At 54.1% G+C, this 16,940-nt stretch carries 12 protein-coding genes; 8 read left to right on the top strand and 4 right to left on the bottom strand.

Annotated elements, in window-relative coordinates:
• The first annotated feature begins 56 nt into the window (after positions 1–56).
• From tcuR to C3432_RS09685, 4 genes are all read left to right on the top strand, one after another.
• Positions 57–983 (top strand): tricarballylate utilization LysR family transcriptional regulator TcuR, encoded by a 927-nt coding sequence (gene tcuR, locus C3432_RS09670; protein ID WP_103776394.1) that lies wholly within the window; start codon positions 57–59, stop codon positions 981–983.
• Positions 984–1,080: 97 nt separating this feature from the next.
• Positions 1,081–2,484 carry an FAD-dependent tricarballylate dehydrogenase TcuA gene (gene tcuA, locus C3432_RS09675; protein WP_103776395.1) on the top strand — a complete coding sequence of 468 codons (1,404 nt, stop codon included), beginning with the start codon at positions 1,081–1,083 and terminating at the stop codon, positions 2,482–2,484.
• Positions 2,471–3,610, top strand: coding sequence for a tricarballylate utilization 4Fe-4S protein TcuB (tcuB, locus tag C3432_RS09680; RefSeq protein WP_103776396.1), 1,140 nt, complete (start codon positions 2,471–2,473; stop codon positions 3,608–3,610). Before tcuA ends, tcuB begins: the two co-directional genes overlap by 14 nt.
• A gap of 53 nt (positions 3,611–3,663) precedes the next feature.
• A complete protein-coding gene (locus C3432_RS09685; protein WP_103776397.1) occupies positions 3,664–4,959 on the top strand; it encodes an MFS transporter in 1,296 nt (431 codons plus the stop codon).
• A 52-nt stretch (positions 4,960–5,011) separates the two neighbouring features.
• Here C3432_RS09685 and chiQ read toward each other — a convergent pair whose 3' ends face one another.
• Both chiQ and chiP read right to left on the bottom strand, forming a co-directional pair.
• Positions 5,012–5,344, bottom strand: coding sequence for a ChiQ/YbfN family lipoprotein (gene chiQ, locus C3432_RS09690; RefSeq protein WP_103776398.1), 333 nt, complete (start codon positions 5,342–5,344; stop codon positions 5,012–5,014).
• A 49-nt stretch (positions 5,345–5,393) separates the two neighbouring features.
• Positions 5,394–6,800 carry a chitoporin ChiP gene (gene chiP / locus C3432_RS09695; RefSeq protein WP_103776399.1) on the bottom strand — a complete coding sequence of 469 codons (1,407 nt, stop codon included), beginning with the start codon at positions 6,798–6,800 and terminating at the stop codon, positions 5,394–5,396.
• Positions 6,801–7,438: 638 nt separating this feature from the next.
• Between chiP and C3432_RS09705 the strand changes: the two genes are divergently transcribed.
• From C3432_RS09705 to C3432_RS09715, 3 genes are read left to right on the top strand one after another with little or no spacing between them, the layout of a single operon-like run.
• A complete protein-coding gene (locus C3432_RS09705) occupies positions 7,439–8,440 on the top strand; it encodes a LacI family DNA-binding transcriptional regulator (RefSeq protein WP_103776401.1) in 1,002 nt (333 codons plus the stop codon).
• A 34-nt stretch (positions 8,441–8,474) separates the two neighbouring features.
• Positions 8,475–10,583, top strand: coding sequence for an ADP-ribosylglycohydrolase family protein (locus C3432_RS09710; RefSeq protein ID WP_103776402.1), 2,109 nt, complete (start codon positions 8,475–8,477; stop codon positions 10,581–10,583).
• A gap of 33 nt (positions 10,584–10,616) precedes the next feature.
• Complete coding sequence (locus C3432_RS09715) at positions 10,617–11,900, top strand: ABC transporter substrate-binding protein (RefSeq protein WP_103776403.1); 1,284 nt, start codon at positions 10,617–10,619, stop codon at positions 11,898–11,900.
• Between the two features lie 58 nt (positions 11,901–11,958).
• On the opposite strand, the gene glnS is transcribed toward C3432_RS09715, so the two are convergent.
• Positions 11,959–13,626: a glutamine--tRNA ligase gene (gene glnS / locus C3432_RS09720; RefSeq protein ID WP_103776404.1), complete on the bottom strand. Its 1,668-nt coding sequence runs from the start codon at positions 13,624–13,626 to the stop codon at positions 11,959–11,961.
• Positions 13,627–13,813: 187 nt separating this feature from the next.
• Complete coding sequence (gene nagE / locus C3432_RS09725) at positions 13,814–15,763, bottom strand: PTS N-acetyl glucosamine transporter subunit IIABC (protein ID WP_103776405.1); 1,950 nt, start codon at positions 15,761–15,763, stop codon at positions 13,814–13,816.
• A gap of 332 nt (positions 15,764–16,095) precedes the next feature.
• Here nagE and nagB point away from each other — a divergent pair, with 332 nt between their 5' ends.
• Positions 16,096–16,896, top strand: coding sequence for a glucosamine-6-phosphate deaminase (gene nagB, locus C3432_RS09735; RefSeq protein ID WP_103776407.1), 801 nt, complete (start codon positions 16,096–16,098; stop codon positions 16,894–16,896).
• The last annotated feature ends 44 nt before the right edge of the window (positions 16,897–16,940 follow it).

The following is a 16,940-nucleotide window of genomic DNA, read 5'->3' on the forward strand; positions in this document are numbered from 1 at the left end:
TCCCTCCTTATGTTGCTTTAATGTGAAATCTATCTTGCCTTGTCCGGAGAATCGGAATGGAACTTCGCCAGCTTCGCTACTTTGTCCGCATCGTGGAAACCGGCAGCATGGGCAGCGCGGCGCTCGATCTCAATATTGGCGTCTCGGCGCTCAGCCAGCAAATGACACGACTGGAGAACGAACTCGCCATTCGCCTGTTACAACGCACTTCTCGTGGCGTCACGCCCACCAGCGCCGGACTGGCCTTTTACTCCCAGGCACAGCTGGCGCTGCGACATGCGGACGATGCGATCCTTGCTGCACGGGAGGCTCGTCTCTCCGGGCACGTCAGCGTCGGCATGGCTCCCAGTACCGCTTCTGTCCTCGGGATGCCTTTTATCCATGCGATGCGGGAAAGCTATGCCGATGTTCGCCTGCACGTGGTGGAAAGCCTTTCCGGCAACCTGGAGCGGATGATCAATACCCGGCAGATAGATTTAGCCGTGGTGTTTCAGAAGGAGAAGATTCTGCGCTGGAGCGCCAGGCCGATTCTCGAAGAGCGGCTGTTTCTGATTGGCACACATGCTCTGCTGGCTGATATCGCCGATGAGAACATCACGCCTGCGCAGCTGGCCAATATTCCCCTGATTATGCCAAGCCCTGGTCATGGTCTGCGCGGCAGACTGGAGGCGATTTGTCAGGAACACGCCCTCAACATGGAAGTGGTCACCGAAATAGACGGTCTGGCGCTGCTCATGCGTGCCGTTCGCTGCGGATCGGGCGCCACGCTCCAGCCAGGCGCGGCGATTTCCCACCTTGATCAGGAGGCGCTAAGAGTGATCGGCGTCCACAATCCGATACTCAGTCGCCCAAACTTTCTGGTCAGTCTTTCTGATGATGAGCTGACTCCGGCCGGCCTTGCCGCCCGCGTGGTGCTGACGAAAGTGATGCGTCAGCTGGTGGAGACCGGAAACTGGCCTGGCGCGACCCTTTACGCTGGCTAAAGAGCCCTTTAGCATCACCTCATAGCGCCCACACAACCTATGCGTATACATTTTAATTACAAATTTAACAATTAGTTAAATGGTAATGGAGTATACGATGGTTGATGTACTGGTGATTGGCGGAGGCAACGCCGCATTATGTGCCGCCTTAACCGCCCGGGAGAGTGGAGCCTCCGTACTGCTGCTCGAAGCGGCCCCCCGGGAGTGGCGCGGCGGGAATTCCCAACACACCCGCAATTTACGCTGCATGCACGATGCGCCGCAGGACGTACTGGTCGAGAGCTATCCCGAAGAGGAGTTCTGGCAGGATCTCCGCCGCGTTACCGAAGGAAATACCAACGAAGCGCTGGCTCGCCTGGTGATCCGCACCTCTTCACAGTGTCGCGACTGGATGCGCCAGCACGGCGTTAACTTTCAGCCCCCTCTTTCCGGTGCGCTGCATGTGGCGCGCACCAACGCATTTTTTATGGGTGGCGGGAAAGCCCTCGTGAATGCCTATTATCGCAGTGCCGAAAAGCTGGGCGTACAAATTCGCTACAACACGCCTGTGCAGGCTCTTGAACTGCGTAACGGCGAATTCGTGGCGGCACTGGCGGGAGAGGAGCGCATTGAGGCTAAATCCTGCGTGCTTGCCGCCGGAGGATTTGAATCTAACCGCGAATGGCTGCGGGAAGCGTGGGGCGAAAACGAACGCGGCGAATGGCCAGCCGATAACTTTCTCATTCGCGGTACGCGCTTTAACCAGGGCGTACTGCTTAAATTTATGATGGATGCCGGGGCAGATATTATCGGCGAACCTTCCCAGTCGCATTGCGTGGCGATTGACGCCAGAGCGCCGTTGTATGACGGCGGGATTTGCACCCGCGTGGACTGCGTATCGCTGGGCGTGGTCGTCAACCGCGACGCTGAGCGATTTTATGATGAAGGCGAAGATTTCTGGCCCAAACGCTACGCCATCTGGGGACGCCTGGTCGCTCAACAGCCAGCACAGATTGGCTATTCCATTATCGACAGTAAAGCCATCGGCCACTTTATGCCACCGGTATTCCCCGGCGCGCAGGCCAGTACGCTGGCGGAGCTGGCGCGCCAGTTGGGACTCGATGCCGAACGCTTAACCCACACGGTGACGCAATACAACCAAGCCTGTCAGTCCGGGCAATTCGACCACACCACTCTGGATAACTGCTCTACCGCAGGTCTGATCCCCCCTAAAACACACTGGGCGCGACCACTCGACACGCCACCTTACTATGGCTATGCCCTGCGACCGGGCATCACCTTCACCTATCTGGGACTGAAAGTGAACGAACACGCCGCCGTACACTTTGCCGGACAACCAAGCCGCAACCTGTTTGTCGCCGGAGAGATGATGGCGGGTAACGTGCTGGGCAAGGGCTATACCGCAGGCGTGGGCATGTCGATCGGCACCACGTTTGGTCGTATCGCCGGAAAAGAGGCCGCTCTGGCAGCACGTAAGGAGGCACGTCATGAGGCAGCTTGAGAAATTGATTATCGAAGCACAAATTCTTACCGGGCCAGAAGCAGAAGTGGAGCGCGTAATGCAGGTGTGTAACGCCTGCCGCTACTGCGAAGGCTTTTGCGCCGTGTTCCCGGCGATGACCCAGCGTCTGGAATTCCCTAAAGCGGATATTAACTATCTGGCGAACCTGTGCCATAACTGCGGCGCTTGCCTGCATGCGTGTCAGTATGCGCCGCCCCATGAATTTGCCATTAACGTGCCGAAGGCGATGGCGGAAGTCCGGCTGGAGACCTATCAACATTATGCCCAACCCGCCGCTTTTGGCGCGTTGTATCGCCGGGCAGGCATGACAGTAACGCTGACCCTGGCGTTTGGCCTGATTCTTTTTTTACTCCTCGCGATGGGGTTAAAAGGATCGTTGCTTCACCCGCCGCTGGCCGGTGATTTTTACCAGATATTCCCCCATAACCTGCTGGCGTGGATGTTTGGTTCAGTCTTCATTCTGGCGATCGGCTTACTCATGACGGGCGTGATCCGCTTCTGGCGGGAGATCTCACCCGGTATGCCGCGTTCCGCTGAGATTGCCGAAGCCTCGCACAATGCCCTGACGCTGAAATATCTCGATGGCGGCCACGGCAAAGGCTGTAACGAAGCGGATGATGCCTTCACCCTGATGCGTCGCCGTTTCCACCACTTTACCTTTTACGGCTTCATGCTCTGTTTCGCCGCTACCGTGGTGGCGACAGGCTATCACTACTTTGCGGGCCTTGAAGCGCCCTACCCGTTCTTCAGCGTTCCGGTGATCCTCGGCACGCTGGGTGGGGCAGGTCTGGTCATCGGCCCGGCCGGTTTGTTATGGCTGAATCTTAAGCGCTCACCGCTGCATGGCGACGCACGGCAAAAGCCGATGGATCGCGGTTTTATTTTATTGCTGTTGCTGACCAGCCTGACTGGCCTGGGTTTGCTGGCGGGAAGAGACACCTCCTGGATGGCTATTTTGCTCGCCATTCACCTCGGCGTGGTCATGGCGCTCTTTTTGACCATTCCTTATGGAAAATTTGCCCACGGATTTTACCGCTGCGCAGCCTTACTCAAGTGGGCAATTGAGAAACGGCGCGGCAAACAGGCGGGGGTCGCAGGCGACTAACCCGCAAACTCTTACCTCTATAAATATTATGATAAGACAGTGGAGCAAACCCAATGACACAACAACCATCGCGCGCCGGAACTTTCGGCGCAATACTGCGGGTAACCAGCGGTAATTTCCTCGAACAGTTTGACTTTTTTCTGTTCGGTTTTTACGCCACCTATATCGCAAAGACCTTCTTTCCTGCAGAGAGTGAATTTGCCGGGCTAATGTTAACTTTCGCCGTGTTTGGTTCAGGTTTCTTAATGCGGCCTGTTGGCGCAATTGTGCTGGGTGCTTACATCGACAGAATTGGTCGCCGTAAAGGACTGATGGTGACGCTGGCGATTATGGGCTGCGGTACCCTGCTGATTGCCCTGGTACCTGGTTATCACAGTATTGGTCTGCTGGCCCCTGTGCTGGTATTGCTGGGACGATTATTGCAGGGGTTCTCTGCAGGTGTAGAGCTGGGCGGCGTTTCCGTTTATCTCTCTGAAATCGCCACGCCGGGAAATAAAGGCTTCTATACCAGCTGGCAATCCGCCAGCCAGCAGGTCGCCATTGTTGTTGCCGCACTGATTGGCTACGGCCTGAACGCCACGCTCGGTCACGATCAGATTTCCGAATGGGGCTGGCGGATCCCGTTCTTTATTGGCTGCATGATTATCCCACTCATTTTTGTTCTTCGCCGTTCACTCCAGGAGACCGACGCGTTTTTACAACGTAAGCACCGCCCCGACACCAGGGAAATTTTTATCACTATTATCAAAAACTGGCGTCTCATCACCGCCGGCACTCTGCTGGTAGCAATGACCACGACCACCTTTTACTTTATTACCGTCTATACCCCGACCTATGGCAGAGCCGTACTCCACCTGAGCGCGCGGGACAGCCTGATTGTCACCATGCTGGTTGGCATCTCTAACTTTATCTGGCTGCCTGTTGGCGGCGCAATTTCCGACAGGATTGGTCGTCGTCCGGTACTCATGGGGATTACCCTGCTGGCGCTGTTCACCACCTGGCCGGTGATGCACTGGCTCACCGCCGCCCCGGATTTCACGCGTATGACGCTGGTGCTACTCTGGTTTTCGTTCTTCTTTGGGATGTACAACGGAGCCATGGTGGCGGCACTTACCGAAGTCATGCCGGTCTATGTGCGCACCGTGGGTTTTTCACTGGCCTTCAGCCTCGCGACCGCGATTTTTGGCGGCCTGACGCCCGCGATATCTACCGCCCTGGTCCAGTGGACCGGAGATAAAAGCTCCCCAGGATGGTGGCTGATGTGCGCCGCGCTATGCGGCCTTGCCGCCACGGCGATGTTGTTCATCCGCTTGAGCCGTGGTTATCAACCGGTGGAGAATAAGCTCTGAAACGCAAACGGGCGGAGAACGCTCTCCGCCCGCCATACCTCTTACCCGCGCTTTACTTTGCCGCGTTGTTGCTGCGAATTTCCTGCCAGATCTTGTCACAATCGGCTTTAATCGCCTGATCGTTGCCCGTGCCTGTTGCCTGAATACACTGCTGGTAATCCAGCACGCGTACGCTTTCCTGACTGGCAAACTGCTGATGCTGTTTTTCTTTCTTCAGCACGTTCAGCACACTCTGGCAGGCCTCGATTTTTTCTGGCGACCCCTGGGCCGTATTGATGCAGGCACTGTATGCCTCCTTCAGTCGACTATCTTCTTTCGGCGCAGGAGGCTGCGCGCAGGCCACCAGCCCCGATGCCATGACAGCGATGAGTATCCGTTTTTTCATATAACGTTCCTCAGCGGTACGGCAGGCGTACAGCCTGCCGTGGTCGGCATTAGAAGATAGTGAACGGAGCAATGACGATGAACTTCACGTCGCGCTCATCCTGGAAGATGTTGCCGTAACCACCGCCCCAGCTCGGAATGTTGGAATGGTTGTCATATTCGGTGAAGTGCAGTTTAAACATGGTGCCCTTCGCACGGCCTTCCTGCAGGGTGTAGGCCACATCCAGACTGTAAGAAGACTCTTCGATAGTCCGGTTTTTGTCGTAGTAAGCATCCGGGTTGCTCTGCCAGGTGGATGGTTTGGCATCCCAGGCATAGACATAGGAGGCACCGACGGCCCAGCCCGGCAGATCCCAGTTCTTCAGGTCATACATCGCGCCGAAGAATACTGCTTTCTCCCCGTTGGCGTTGAAGTCAGAGCGGTTATCCCACCAGATATCCAGACGACCGTTTGAAGAGGCATAGGTTGGGGTCATACGTTGCAGGAAGTAGCCCTGCTGGCCTTCGGCCTTAACCCAGGTTCCTTCAAGACGCAGGTCAACCACTTCCGACACCTTGTAGCCGAAAGTTAACGCCTGCAACCAGGCCGTACCGTCATAAATATCGTTGACGCTGCGGTCATCGACCTTGTCGCGCGCCCCGTAGAACTGGTAGCTGGTGGTGAAAGGATTGCCGCCCAAATCAAATTTGTAGCTGGCTTTAGCGAAGTACTGGTCAACATAGCCTTCAGACTGACCAAATGCGGCTTCCAGCACCAGGTCATTTTTGAAATCGTATTTAGCACCGATGGAGTGGAGATAATCGACGCTGGTTTTTTTATCGGCCTGATAGAATTTATCAACATCGGTGTGCCACGGCGCTTTATATTCATTGGCCCACATGTAGGAGAAGCTCAGCGCGCCCGCATCGCCATAGTCGAAGTTAGCACCGGCTTCGGCCCCCTGATAGGTGCCAGGCATAAAGCTCCAGTGCGGAGCCAACAGCGTCTGGCCGGTTGGCTGGATATAACCTGCGCGAGCCCAGACCGGGCCGTATTTAAATTTTGCCGCCGCTTTATAAAGGCTGATCCCGCTCTTATCACCGGAGTAATCTTCGTCGTAGCCTTTATTCTTTTTCGAAAAAGCAATTTCGTTTGGATGTCCGCTGTCGCCGTTTTCCGCCATTTCAATGGCAGTGAATGCGGCAATATCCAGACCGAACATATCCGCCGCATAACCGGACTGAAAATCCAGATTGGCGTTCCAGGTCGAGTGAGAGAGGTTGGTTTTATATTTGTCGCCATCGGTCACATCTTTACGGTCACGCTCACGCTGCCAGTAATAGATGCCACCGGTTAAGGTGGAGTCGTCAACAAAGCCTTCGGCATGTGCCACGGGTACAACGACAAGTCCCGACATTACGGTAATACCAGCGATAGCTAACGCCAGCGTACTACGTTTGCCACTAAACGTACGCATATGTTTATCCTCTTTGACGTATAAACCCTTCATCTTTCAGGTAACATTTTGTTGGCGATGTCCGTTCAGACCGGTCACAGAGTTATCTCCGCTTCAGGGGGTTACAGACTTGCCGCCTCAATGCAACTCGAAATCTTTTGGGTATTAATTGCTGTTGCCAAAGGCAAGCAGCGAAAAATAAAAATTGAAAAGTAGCGTTGAGAAAAACCTCGCAGACTACAGTGGATAGACTATTTTTCGCGACGCGAATTATCAATACCTTTCTGTAACGAGAATGTAAGAGTATGAGCAACCGCACATATTTTCTTGTTTTATGTTACATTTTACTTCAGGAGTAAAAAAGTCACGAAATAACAAAAAATCACTTTATTTACATAAGCATATCTTCAATTTCTTTATTTTATATATAATTCACCCTCTAATAATTGTCTTTACATTCACGAAACATATTAATTATCGAACGTCATTAATTCGCTCTGCAAACAGAACGTTCAATCTCCTGAATTCACTCTCCGTCGTGGATGTGACCGTCCTCGGATTTTCCACACAAACGCACTTACTTTATAAGGTTTTTATTGACAACTACCGGGTGCCCCATTATTTAAAGATGCAGGTTATACGTATAAGTTGGTAGATAAATGACAAAACGCATCACGCAGAAAGATGTCGCGGCCCTGGCTGGCGTTTCACAGGCGGTGGTATCCGTGGTACTCACCAAAGGAAATCACACCTACCCACAGGAGACAGTGAGCCGGGTTGAGCAAGCGGCTAATCAGCTGGGATATATACCGAACCGTTTTGCACAAGCGCTGAAAACCAATAAAACCATGTCTATCGCCTGCATCGTACCGGATATCGCCAACCCTTTTTATGCCTCGCTCGTCCGTGGCGTTCAGTCGGTGACGGACACTTATCACTACGATGCGATCGTGGCCAGCACCGACGGATTGCGGGAAAGAGAGCTGCATTTTTTGCGCTGGTCAGCGCAGGGGCGGGTCGACGCCGTGGTGGGAACGTTTTTTAACATCGGGATGAAAGATTTTGCCCCTTATCTTCAGGCAGGGATCCCGATTGCGCGTATTGAAGGCAGGATGAAAAAAAACGGCCCGCTACCGCTGCATAATGTTTATATCGACAACACCGCTGCCGCGCGCAGCGCCGTCGAATATCTGCTGGCACAGGGACACCGAAATATCACGATGATCGCCAGCGCTGGCGGTCCTGAGCCTGCCAGAGTGGAAGGATATCGCCAGGCGATGACGCAGGCAGGACGCCTTCCGCGCATCAAAATTCTGCCAGGTTTTAACGAACAGAGCGGCTATCAGATCGCGATGCAGCTGATTAATGACGGCACGCTCCCGGATGCGATTTTCGCCGCCAACGATTTAATGGCTATCGGCGTAATGCGCGCCGCAAGGGAGAAAGGCATCAATATCCCGGAGCAGCTTGCGGTGATGGGTTTCGATGATATTCCCGCCGCCGGGCTGGTAACCCCTTCCCTGACCACTATTGCCCAGTACCCGGAGCAGCTTGGGCAAAAAGCGGCCGCCCTCCTCCTGGCGCAAACCGATATCACCGCACCGCTCCAGGGCAGCACCACAGAAATGCCCTGGGGCCTGGTTAAAAGAGAATCCGCCTGACCGGCTGATAAAACACCACACAAGGATCAAACAGATGGAATTGCCTTCAGATTATGAGTCGCGCGTTTATGCGGGTGTGTTAGGGAAATTAATCGGCGTCTATCTTGGCCGCCCTTTCGAAGGGTGGACTTACGAAAAAATTATGCAGGAGCTGGGGCCGATCCAGTATTACGTCCATGAAAAGTTTAACCGTCCGCTGGTTGTCACCGACGATGATGTCGCCGGAACCTTTACCTTTATCCGCGCACTGGAAGATTATGCCCTGCCGCCGGATCTGAGCGCGGAACAGATGGGGCACTGCTGGCTTAATTACATCATTGATAAGCGCACCATTCTCTGGTGGGGCGGCAACGGTAATTCGACGGAACACACCGCCTGGCTGAATCTCAAAAAAGGCATTCCGGCTCCGCTAAGCGGTGCCATTGTGACCAACGGGAAAACGATTGCCGAACAGATTGGCGCACAAATCTTTATTGATAGCTGGGCGCTTGTCGCACCGGGACAGCCCCGTCTGGCGGCAGAACTTGCCAAAAACGCCGCCAGCGTAAGCCACGGCGGCGAAGCGGTGTATGCCGCCATGCTCTGGGCGGCGATGGAGTCACAGGCTTTTATCTGCCAGGAGATCGAACAGCTTATTGACGTTGGATTATCCGTGATCCCGGCAGAGTCGCAAATAGCCCAGCTGGTTGGCGATATCCGTCGCTGGCGACGGGAAGATAACGACTGGCAGACGACCCGCCAGCGAATCGACGACAACTATGGCTATCACAAATATCCCAGCAATTGTCACATCATCCCTAATCATGCGCTGATGATTATGGCGATCCTTTACGCGCCGGACGACTTCCAGCAGGCCCAGTGCATCGTCAATACGTCAGGATGGGACACCGACTGCAATGCGGGGAATGTCGGGTGTCTGTCCGCCATTATGCTGGGACTCCAGGGTATTGACGCAGGCCCGGACTGGCGCGGGCCGCTGGCGGACAGAATGCTGATCTCCTCAGCCGACGGGGGGTTCTCCATAAACAACGCCGTGCGGATCACCGATTACCTGGTCGGGCTGGGACACCAGATTGCCGGTCTGCCGCGCCCTGAAGCCAAAAAATCCGGCGCGCAGTACCATTTCTCACTACCGGGCAGCGTGCAGGGTTTCCGCTGGCTTAATGAAGAAAATTCGGCCGCGGTTGAGGTTAAGAATGAGGTGCACCTGGGGCGGCAGATGTTGAGTCTGCACTATCGCCATCTTGCGCCCGGACTTCACGCCAGCGTGACCACGCAAACCTTTACCCCGCCTGAAATCGTGGAAATGCGCAGCTACGATTTAATGGCTACCCCACTTATCTACCCAGGTCAGCGTCTTCAGGCCACCCTGATTGCGCCACCGGATAACACATCCGCGTTAAACGTGCGGCTCTGCTACCGGGTTTATGATGACAACAATCAGCTGACGCCCCAGTACGGCGCCGCGCAGAGCATAGCCCCGGGTGAATCGCTAACGCTGGCGTTGGATCTCCCGGACTGCCAGGGCCAACCAATCGGCGAGATTGGCGTAACAATCAGCACCGATGCCCGCGTTGCCCGCGGTCGCCTGCTCATCGACAGTATGCGCTGGGACGGCGCGCCTGAGCTGACCCTGCGAAAACCCACAGGGGAAAATAATTTCTGGTGGCGGGCCTGGGTAAACGGCGTGGATCTCTTTTCGCGCCACTATCCCACCAGCTTTCGCATCTCCAAAGAGTACGACGAGGGATTGATTATTCACGGAACCCGGCAGTGGGATAACTACCGCGTTCAGAGTGACATTACGCTGCATTCAGGGGAGTACGGCGGTCTGGCTTTTCGGGTGCAGGGGATGAGGCGCTATTACGCCGCGCGCATCCTGCGCGACGGAAAATTACAGATCGTCCGCGTGCGCGACACCAGCACCAGAGTCCTGGCAGAAGCGGCGCTGTCCGGTGTGTACGAGCGCCCTGTCTCGTTCGATATCGCTATCAACGGGCAGATTATCTCCGCGACCGTTGACGGTAAAACGCTGCGCGTGGAGGACGCTGAACGCGAAGCCTTTATGGATGGCGGGATCGGTTTACTGATTTGTGCGGGTGCGCTGTCGACGGACGCTATCCATATCAGCGCCAGTTGCTAATCAACGGAAATGGACGACAACAAGGGATTAAAAATGAACATATCAAAAACAATGCTGGCGCTGATGACCGCCGTTTTGCTTTCAGGCTGTGAGGATAAACCGCAGCAGGTGACCATCGAATTTATGCACTCCGCCGTTGAGCAGGAGCGCCAGACCGTCATTGCCGGGATCATCAACCGCTTTCAGCAAGAGAATCCGGATATTATTGTGAAGCAGGTTCCCGTAGAAGAGGATGCCTATAATACTAAAATCATTACCCTTGCCCGCTCAGGGTCACTGCCGGAGGTCGTCGAGGTCAGCCATGACTATGCCAAAGTCATGGATAAAGAGCAGCTTATCGACCACAAAGCGGTGAAAACGCTGATCGACAGGCAAGGCGAAAGCGCCTTCTACGACGGCGTGCTGCGCATTGTTCGAACCGAAGACGGAGCGGCCTATACCGGCGTGCCGATCAGCGCCTGGCTGCAGGGGGTCTGGTATCGGAAATCGGTACTGGCTAAAGCGGGAATCGACGAACCCAAAAACTGGACGCAGCTGCTGGAGGCGGCACGCAGGCTGACCGACAGCGCCAGTAAAAAATATGGCATCGCGCTGCCGACGGCTGAAAGCGTCATGAGCGAACAAACCTTCTCCCAGTTCGCACTTTCAAACGGTGCCAATGTGTTCAACGCGAACGGCGACATCACGGTTAACTCAGCGGAAATGCAGGCCTCGCTGAACTATTATCGCGAACTGGCCCGCTACACCATGCCCGGCTCGAACAACGTAACAGAAATCAAAGACGCCTTTATGAACGGCACCGCGCCGATGGCGGTCTATTCGACCTACATCCTGCCAGCGATTTATCAGGATGGCTCACTGGCGGATTTAGGCTTTGTCGTGCCGAGCGAAAAATCACCTGCCGTATTTGGCGTTATCACATCATTAACGCTCACGACCGGTCAGACTGAGGCAGAGACGAAAGCCGCCGAAAAATTTGTCAGCTTTATGGGACAGGCGCAGAACGCGGCGGACTGGGTATTGATGTCGCCGGGGGCCATGCTGCCGGTGACGAAGGCCGCCGCGCAAAACGTCAGCTGGAAGGACAACCCTGCCGTCAAAGTCTTTGGCAGTCTCCCTGAACAGCTGATTGCCCAGTACCCGAATATGCAAGTCTTTGGATCGGTCGGCGAGAAGAACTTTACGCGGATGGGGGATATTACCGGCTCCATGATCCTCAGTGAAATGGTCAATCAGGTCACGGTGGGCAAGCAGGAGACATCGGTGGTGCTGGAACGCAGCCAGCAGCGGGTTCAGGCGTTAATGCAGCATAAGTAAAACAGAGAAATCCGCCTCAAACGTCGCGTCGGCGGCGTTTGAGGCAGTGTGACAGGAATTACTCGCCGACTTTAGCCCACGTATCACGCAGACCAACGGTGCGGTTAAACACCAGCTTGTCAGCCGTTGCATAGCGACTGTCGAGGCAGAAATACCCTTCGCGCTCAAACTGGTACGCTTTACCTGCAACCGCAGCCTGCAGCGACGGCTCACCGTAACCCTGCTTAATGACCAGCGATTCCGGGTTGATAACGGAAAGGAAGTCTTCCGCCGCACCTGGGTTTGGCACGCTAAACAGACGATCGTACAAACGGATTTCAATCGGCAGCGCATGGGACGCGCTCACCCAGTGAATAACACCTTTTACTTTACGACCATCAGCCGGATCTTTGCTCAGGGTGTCAGCATCGTAGGTACAGAAAATGGTGGTGATATTGCCTTCAGCATCTTTCTCTACACGTTCAGCCTTGATCACGTAAGCATTACGCAGACGCACCTCTTTGCCCATCACCAGACGCTTGTACTGCTTGTTGGCTTCTTCGCGGAAGTCGGCGCGATCGATCCAAATTTCACCGCTAAACGGTACTTCACGGCTGCCCATTTCCGGCTTGTTCGGATGGTTAGGCATGGTAACCATTTCGCTTTCGCCCTGCGGGTAGTTTTCAATCACCAGTTTTACCGGATCGATAACCGCCATCGCACGCGGGGCGTTTTCGTTCAGATCTTCGCGGATACAGGATTCCAGCGATGCCATCTCAATCGTGTTGTCCTGCTTGGTCACGCCAATGCGTTTGCAGAACTCACGAATAGCCGCAGCGGTATAACCACGACGACGCAGGCCAGAAATCGTCGGCATACGCGGATCGTCCCAGCCTTCAACGTGTTTGTCAGCGACCAGCAGGTTCAGCTTGCGCTTGGACATCACGGTGTATTCCAGATTCAGACGCGAGAATTCGTACTGGCGCGGGTGAACCGGAATGGTGATGTTGTCCAGCACCCAGTCGTACAAACGACGGTTATCCTGGAACTCCAGCGTACACAGTGAATGCGTAATGCCTTCCAGCGCATCGCTGATGCAGTGGGTGAAATCGTACATCGGGTAGATGCACCACTTGTTGCCGGTCTGGTGGTGTTCGGCGAACTTAATACGGTACAGCACCGGATCGCGCATCACGATAAACGGCGAAGCCATATCGATTTTCGCGCGCAGGCAGGCTTTACCTTCTTCAAAACCACCGGTACGCATTTTTTCAAACAGTGCCAGGTTCTCTTCGACGCTACGATCGCGGAACGGGCTGTTTTTGCCCGGCTGCGTCAGGGTGCCGCGGTATTCGCGGATTTCCTCCGCTGACAGTTCATCAACGTACGCCAGGCCTTTATTAATAAGCTCTACGGCATAGGCGTGAAGCTGATCGAAGTAATCCGAAGAGTAGCGAATATCGCCAGTCCAGTGGAAACCTAACCATTCAACGTCGTTTTTAATCGACTCAACGTACTCGATATCTTCTTTAACCGGGTTCGTATCATCAAAACGCAGGTTGCACTGGCCCTGGTAATCTTGCGCAATGCCAAAGTTCAGACAAATGGATTTCGCGTGGCCAATGTGCAGATAGCCATTTGGCTCCGGCGGAAAACGTGTATGGATAGTGGTGTGCTTACCACTGGCCAGATCTTCATCAATGATCTGACGAATAAAGTTACTCGGGCGGGCTTCAGCCTCACTCATCGTGGATTCCTCAAAGCGTAAACAACGTATAACGGAACATGATCTTATAAGCGACGTCAGGAGACAACTATTAGTTACACAAAAAAGGTGTTTCAACAGGATATATGAGGGTATTTGCTGCAAAAAAAAGCGGCGGAGGAATATCCCCCGCCGCTTAAGGCACTTAACTCACTTTACTCAGGAGCAGTTATTTACCTTTAATCTCATACAGTGGTGTTTGACCAGCAACCACATGACCTTCGGCTTTAATGACCAGAGCACCGAAATCATCGCTGTTGCTGCACACAACCGGGCTAATCATGGAGCGTGCGTTGGCGTTCAGGAACTCCAGATCCATTTCCAGAATCGGTTGACCTGCAGTCACTTCCGCACCTTCTTCAACCAGACGCTTAAAGCCTTTACCTTCCAGCGTTACAGTATCGATGCCCATGTGGACCACGATTTCCGCGCCTTTAACGGTTTCCAGACAGAACGCATGGTTAGTGTTGAAGATTTTCACGATGGTGCCGGCAGCCGGAGCAACCACGATTTTATCCGTTGGCTTCACCGCCACGCCGTCGCCTACCGCTTTGCTGGCGAAGGCTTCATCAGGCACCTGCTCCAGCGCAACCACGTCACCGGTAATCGGAGAAACTAAAGTTTCAACGGTTACTGCGTTCGCTACAGCCTGCGGTTTCGCAACCGGAGCCGCTGCTGCCGGAGCCGCATCAGCAGACGCTGCCGCAACCGGACCACGCACGACCACTTTCTTCATGGCGTCGCCGATAGATTCCGCTTTCGCCCCAACAATGACCTGAATGGTCTGTTTGTTCAGTTTCACCACGCCGGATGCACCCAGACGTTTACACATTGCGTCGCTCACGCGAGCAGAGTCACCAACGGTCAGGCGCAGACGGGTAATGCACGCATCAATCGCCTTCAGGTTGTCAGTCCCACCAACCGCAGCAATGTAGCTGGTTGCCAGTTGGGTCAGACCTTCTTCCGTGTTGCTGTTCGCTTCTTCAGTAACGATATCGTCTTCTTTATCTTCACGGCCCGGCGTTTTCAGGTTAAACATGCGAATAACCGCGCTGAACAGCAGGAAGTAGATAACGAAGAAGGCCACGCCCATAACCAGCAGCATCCAGACGTTCTGACTCGCCGCCGGCAGGCTGTACATCAACACATAGTCGATTGCGCCCGCGGAGAAAGAGAAGCCTGCGTGAATACCCAGCAGGGTGGCAATAAACAGGCTGATGCCGGTCAGGACTGCGTGCAGGAGATACAGAAGCGGCGCCAGGAACATGAACAGGAATTCCAGCGGCTCAGTAACACCGGTCAGGAACGCGGTGACTGCAACGGACAGCAGCATACCGCCGACCATCGGACGACGCGCTTTCGGCGCAGCGAAGTACATCGCCAGTGCCGCACCCGGCAGACCAAACATCATGATCGGGAAGAAGCCGGACATGAACATGCCCGCAGTGCCGTCACCGGCGTAGAAGCGGTTGATATCACCGTGGAAAATAGCCCCCGCGGCGTTGGTATATTCACCAATCTGGAACCAGGCGATGGTATTCAGCACCTGATGCAGACCGGTTGGGATCAGCAGACGGTTGATGAAACCAAAGATACCGGAGCCCAGCGCGCCCGCAGACACGATCCACTCACCGCCGGCATGGATAGCGTGCTGAACCGGCGGCCATATGTAGCCGAAGATTGCCGCTAACACCAGGCAGAAGAAGCCGGTCGCGATTGGCACAAAACGTTTGCCGCCGAAGAAGCTCAGGAAATCAGGCAGCTTGATGCCCGCCCAACGGTTATAGACAGCCCCACCGACCAGACCGGTAATGATACCCGCCAGGACACCCATGTTGATTTCCGGGTTGATGGTAACCATTGCCTTGGTCAGCACGAAGTAACCTACCGCCCCCGCCAGCGCTGCCGCACCTGCGCTGTCTTTTGACCAGCTGGATGCCACACCGATAGCGAAGATCAGCGCGAGGTTATCAAAAATCGCCCCACCCGCTTGCGCGATGAAGGCTACGTTTAGTAAATCTGGTTGGCCGAATCGCAGCAACAGTGCCGCCACCGGCAGCACTGCGATAGGGAGCTGTAACGCCCTACCCAGTCGCTGGAAAAAACCTAAAATATTCATCTTATTCCCCCTACGAGACCCCGATGGCTTGTTTCAAGCCGTTTTTTTATTGTGCAGCAGACTTTAAAAACGCGATGTTCTGTAATCGAGTTGTTAGATCATCTCCTGCAGAGTGTGTGAAAATTTAATTCGTATCGCAAATTAAAAGCGTGTTTTTTGTGATTTTAGTCACCAAATATCGTTATGATTGCTCCCTCATACTGGCTAACTGCCAAAACTTATTTTATCATTCAAAAAATCATGACGGATTGGCTCCTGTCCATTCAAATCCAGGTTACGCTTATAAGGCGCTCAATCCGCCAACTTCTTACATTTACTTTCTGAGGTGAAGAATGAGACTGATTCCCCTGACTTCCGCTGAACAGGTCGGCAAATGGGCTGCCCGCCATATCGTTAACCGCATCAATGCGTTTAAACCCACTGCGGATCGTCCGTTTGTACTGGGCCTGCCCACCGGCGGTACCCCTCTGACCGCCTATAAAGCATTAGTTGAAATGCACAAAGCGGGCCAGGTAAGTTTCAAACATGTTGTCACCTTCAACATGGATGAATATGTAGGTCTGCCGAAGGAGCATCCGGAAAGCTATCACAGCTTCATGCACCGTAACTTTTTCGATCACGTTGATATTCCAGCAGAAAACATCAATCTGCTCAATGGCAATGCTCCGGATATCGATGCAGAATGCCGTCAGTACGAAGAAAAAATCCGTTCCTACGGTAAAATCCATCTGTTTATGGGCGGCGTGGGTAACGACGGTCACATCGCGTTTAACGAACCAGCCTCTTCGCTGGCTTCCCGTACCCGTATCAAAACGCTGACCCATGACACCCGTGTGGCAAACTCCCGCTTCTTTGACGGCGACGTAAGCCAGGTGCCTAAATACGCGCTGACCGTAGGCGTGGGTACGCTGCTGGATGCAGAAGAAGTGATGATTCTGGTGCTGGGTCATCAGAAAGCCCAGGCGCTGCAGGCGGCGGTTGAAGGTAACGTCAACCACATGTGGACCATTAGCTGTCTGCAACTGCACCCGAAAGCCGTTGTGGTGTGTGATGAGCCATCCACCATGGAGCTGAAAGTGAAGACGTTGAAATACTTCAATGAGTTAGAAGCAGAAAATATTAAAGATCTGTAATGCTGTCTCCGCCCTGCCACGCAGCGGGGCGGTATTTTTTGAAA

Source organism: Citrobacter amalonaticus (genome assembly GCF_002918555.1).
Taxonomy (GTDB): Bacteria; Pseudomonadota; Gammaproteobacteria; order Enterobacterales; family Enterobacteriaceae; genus Citrobacter_C; species Citrobacter_C amalonaticus_A.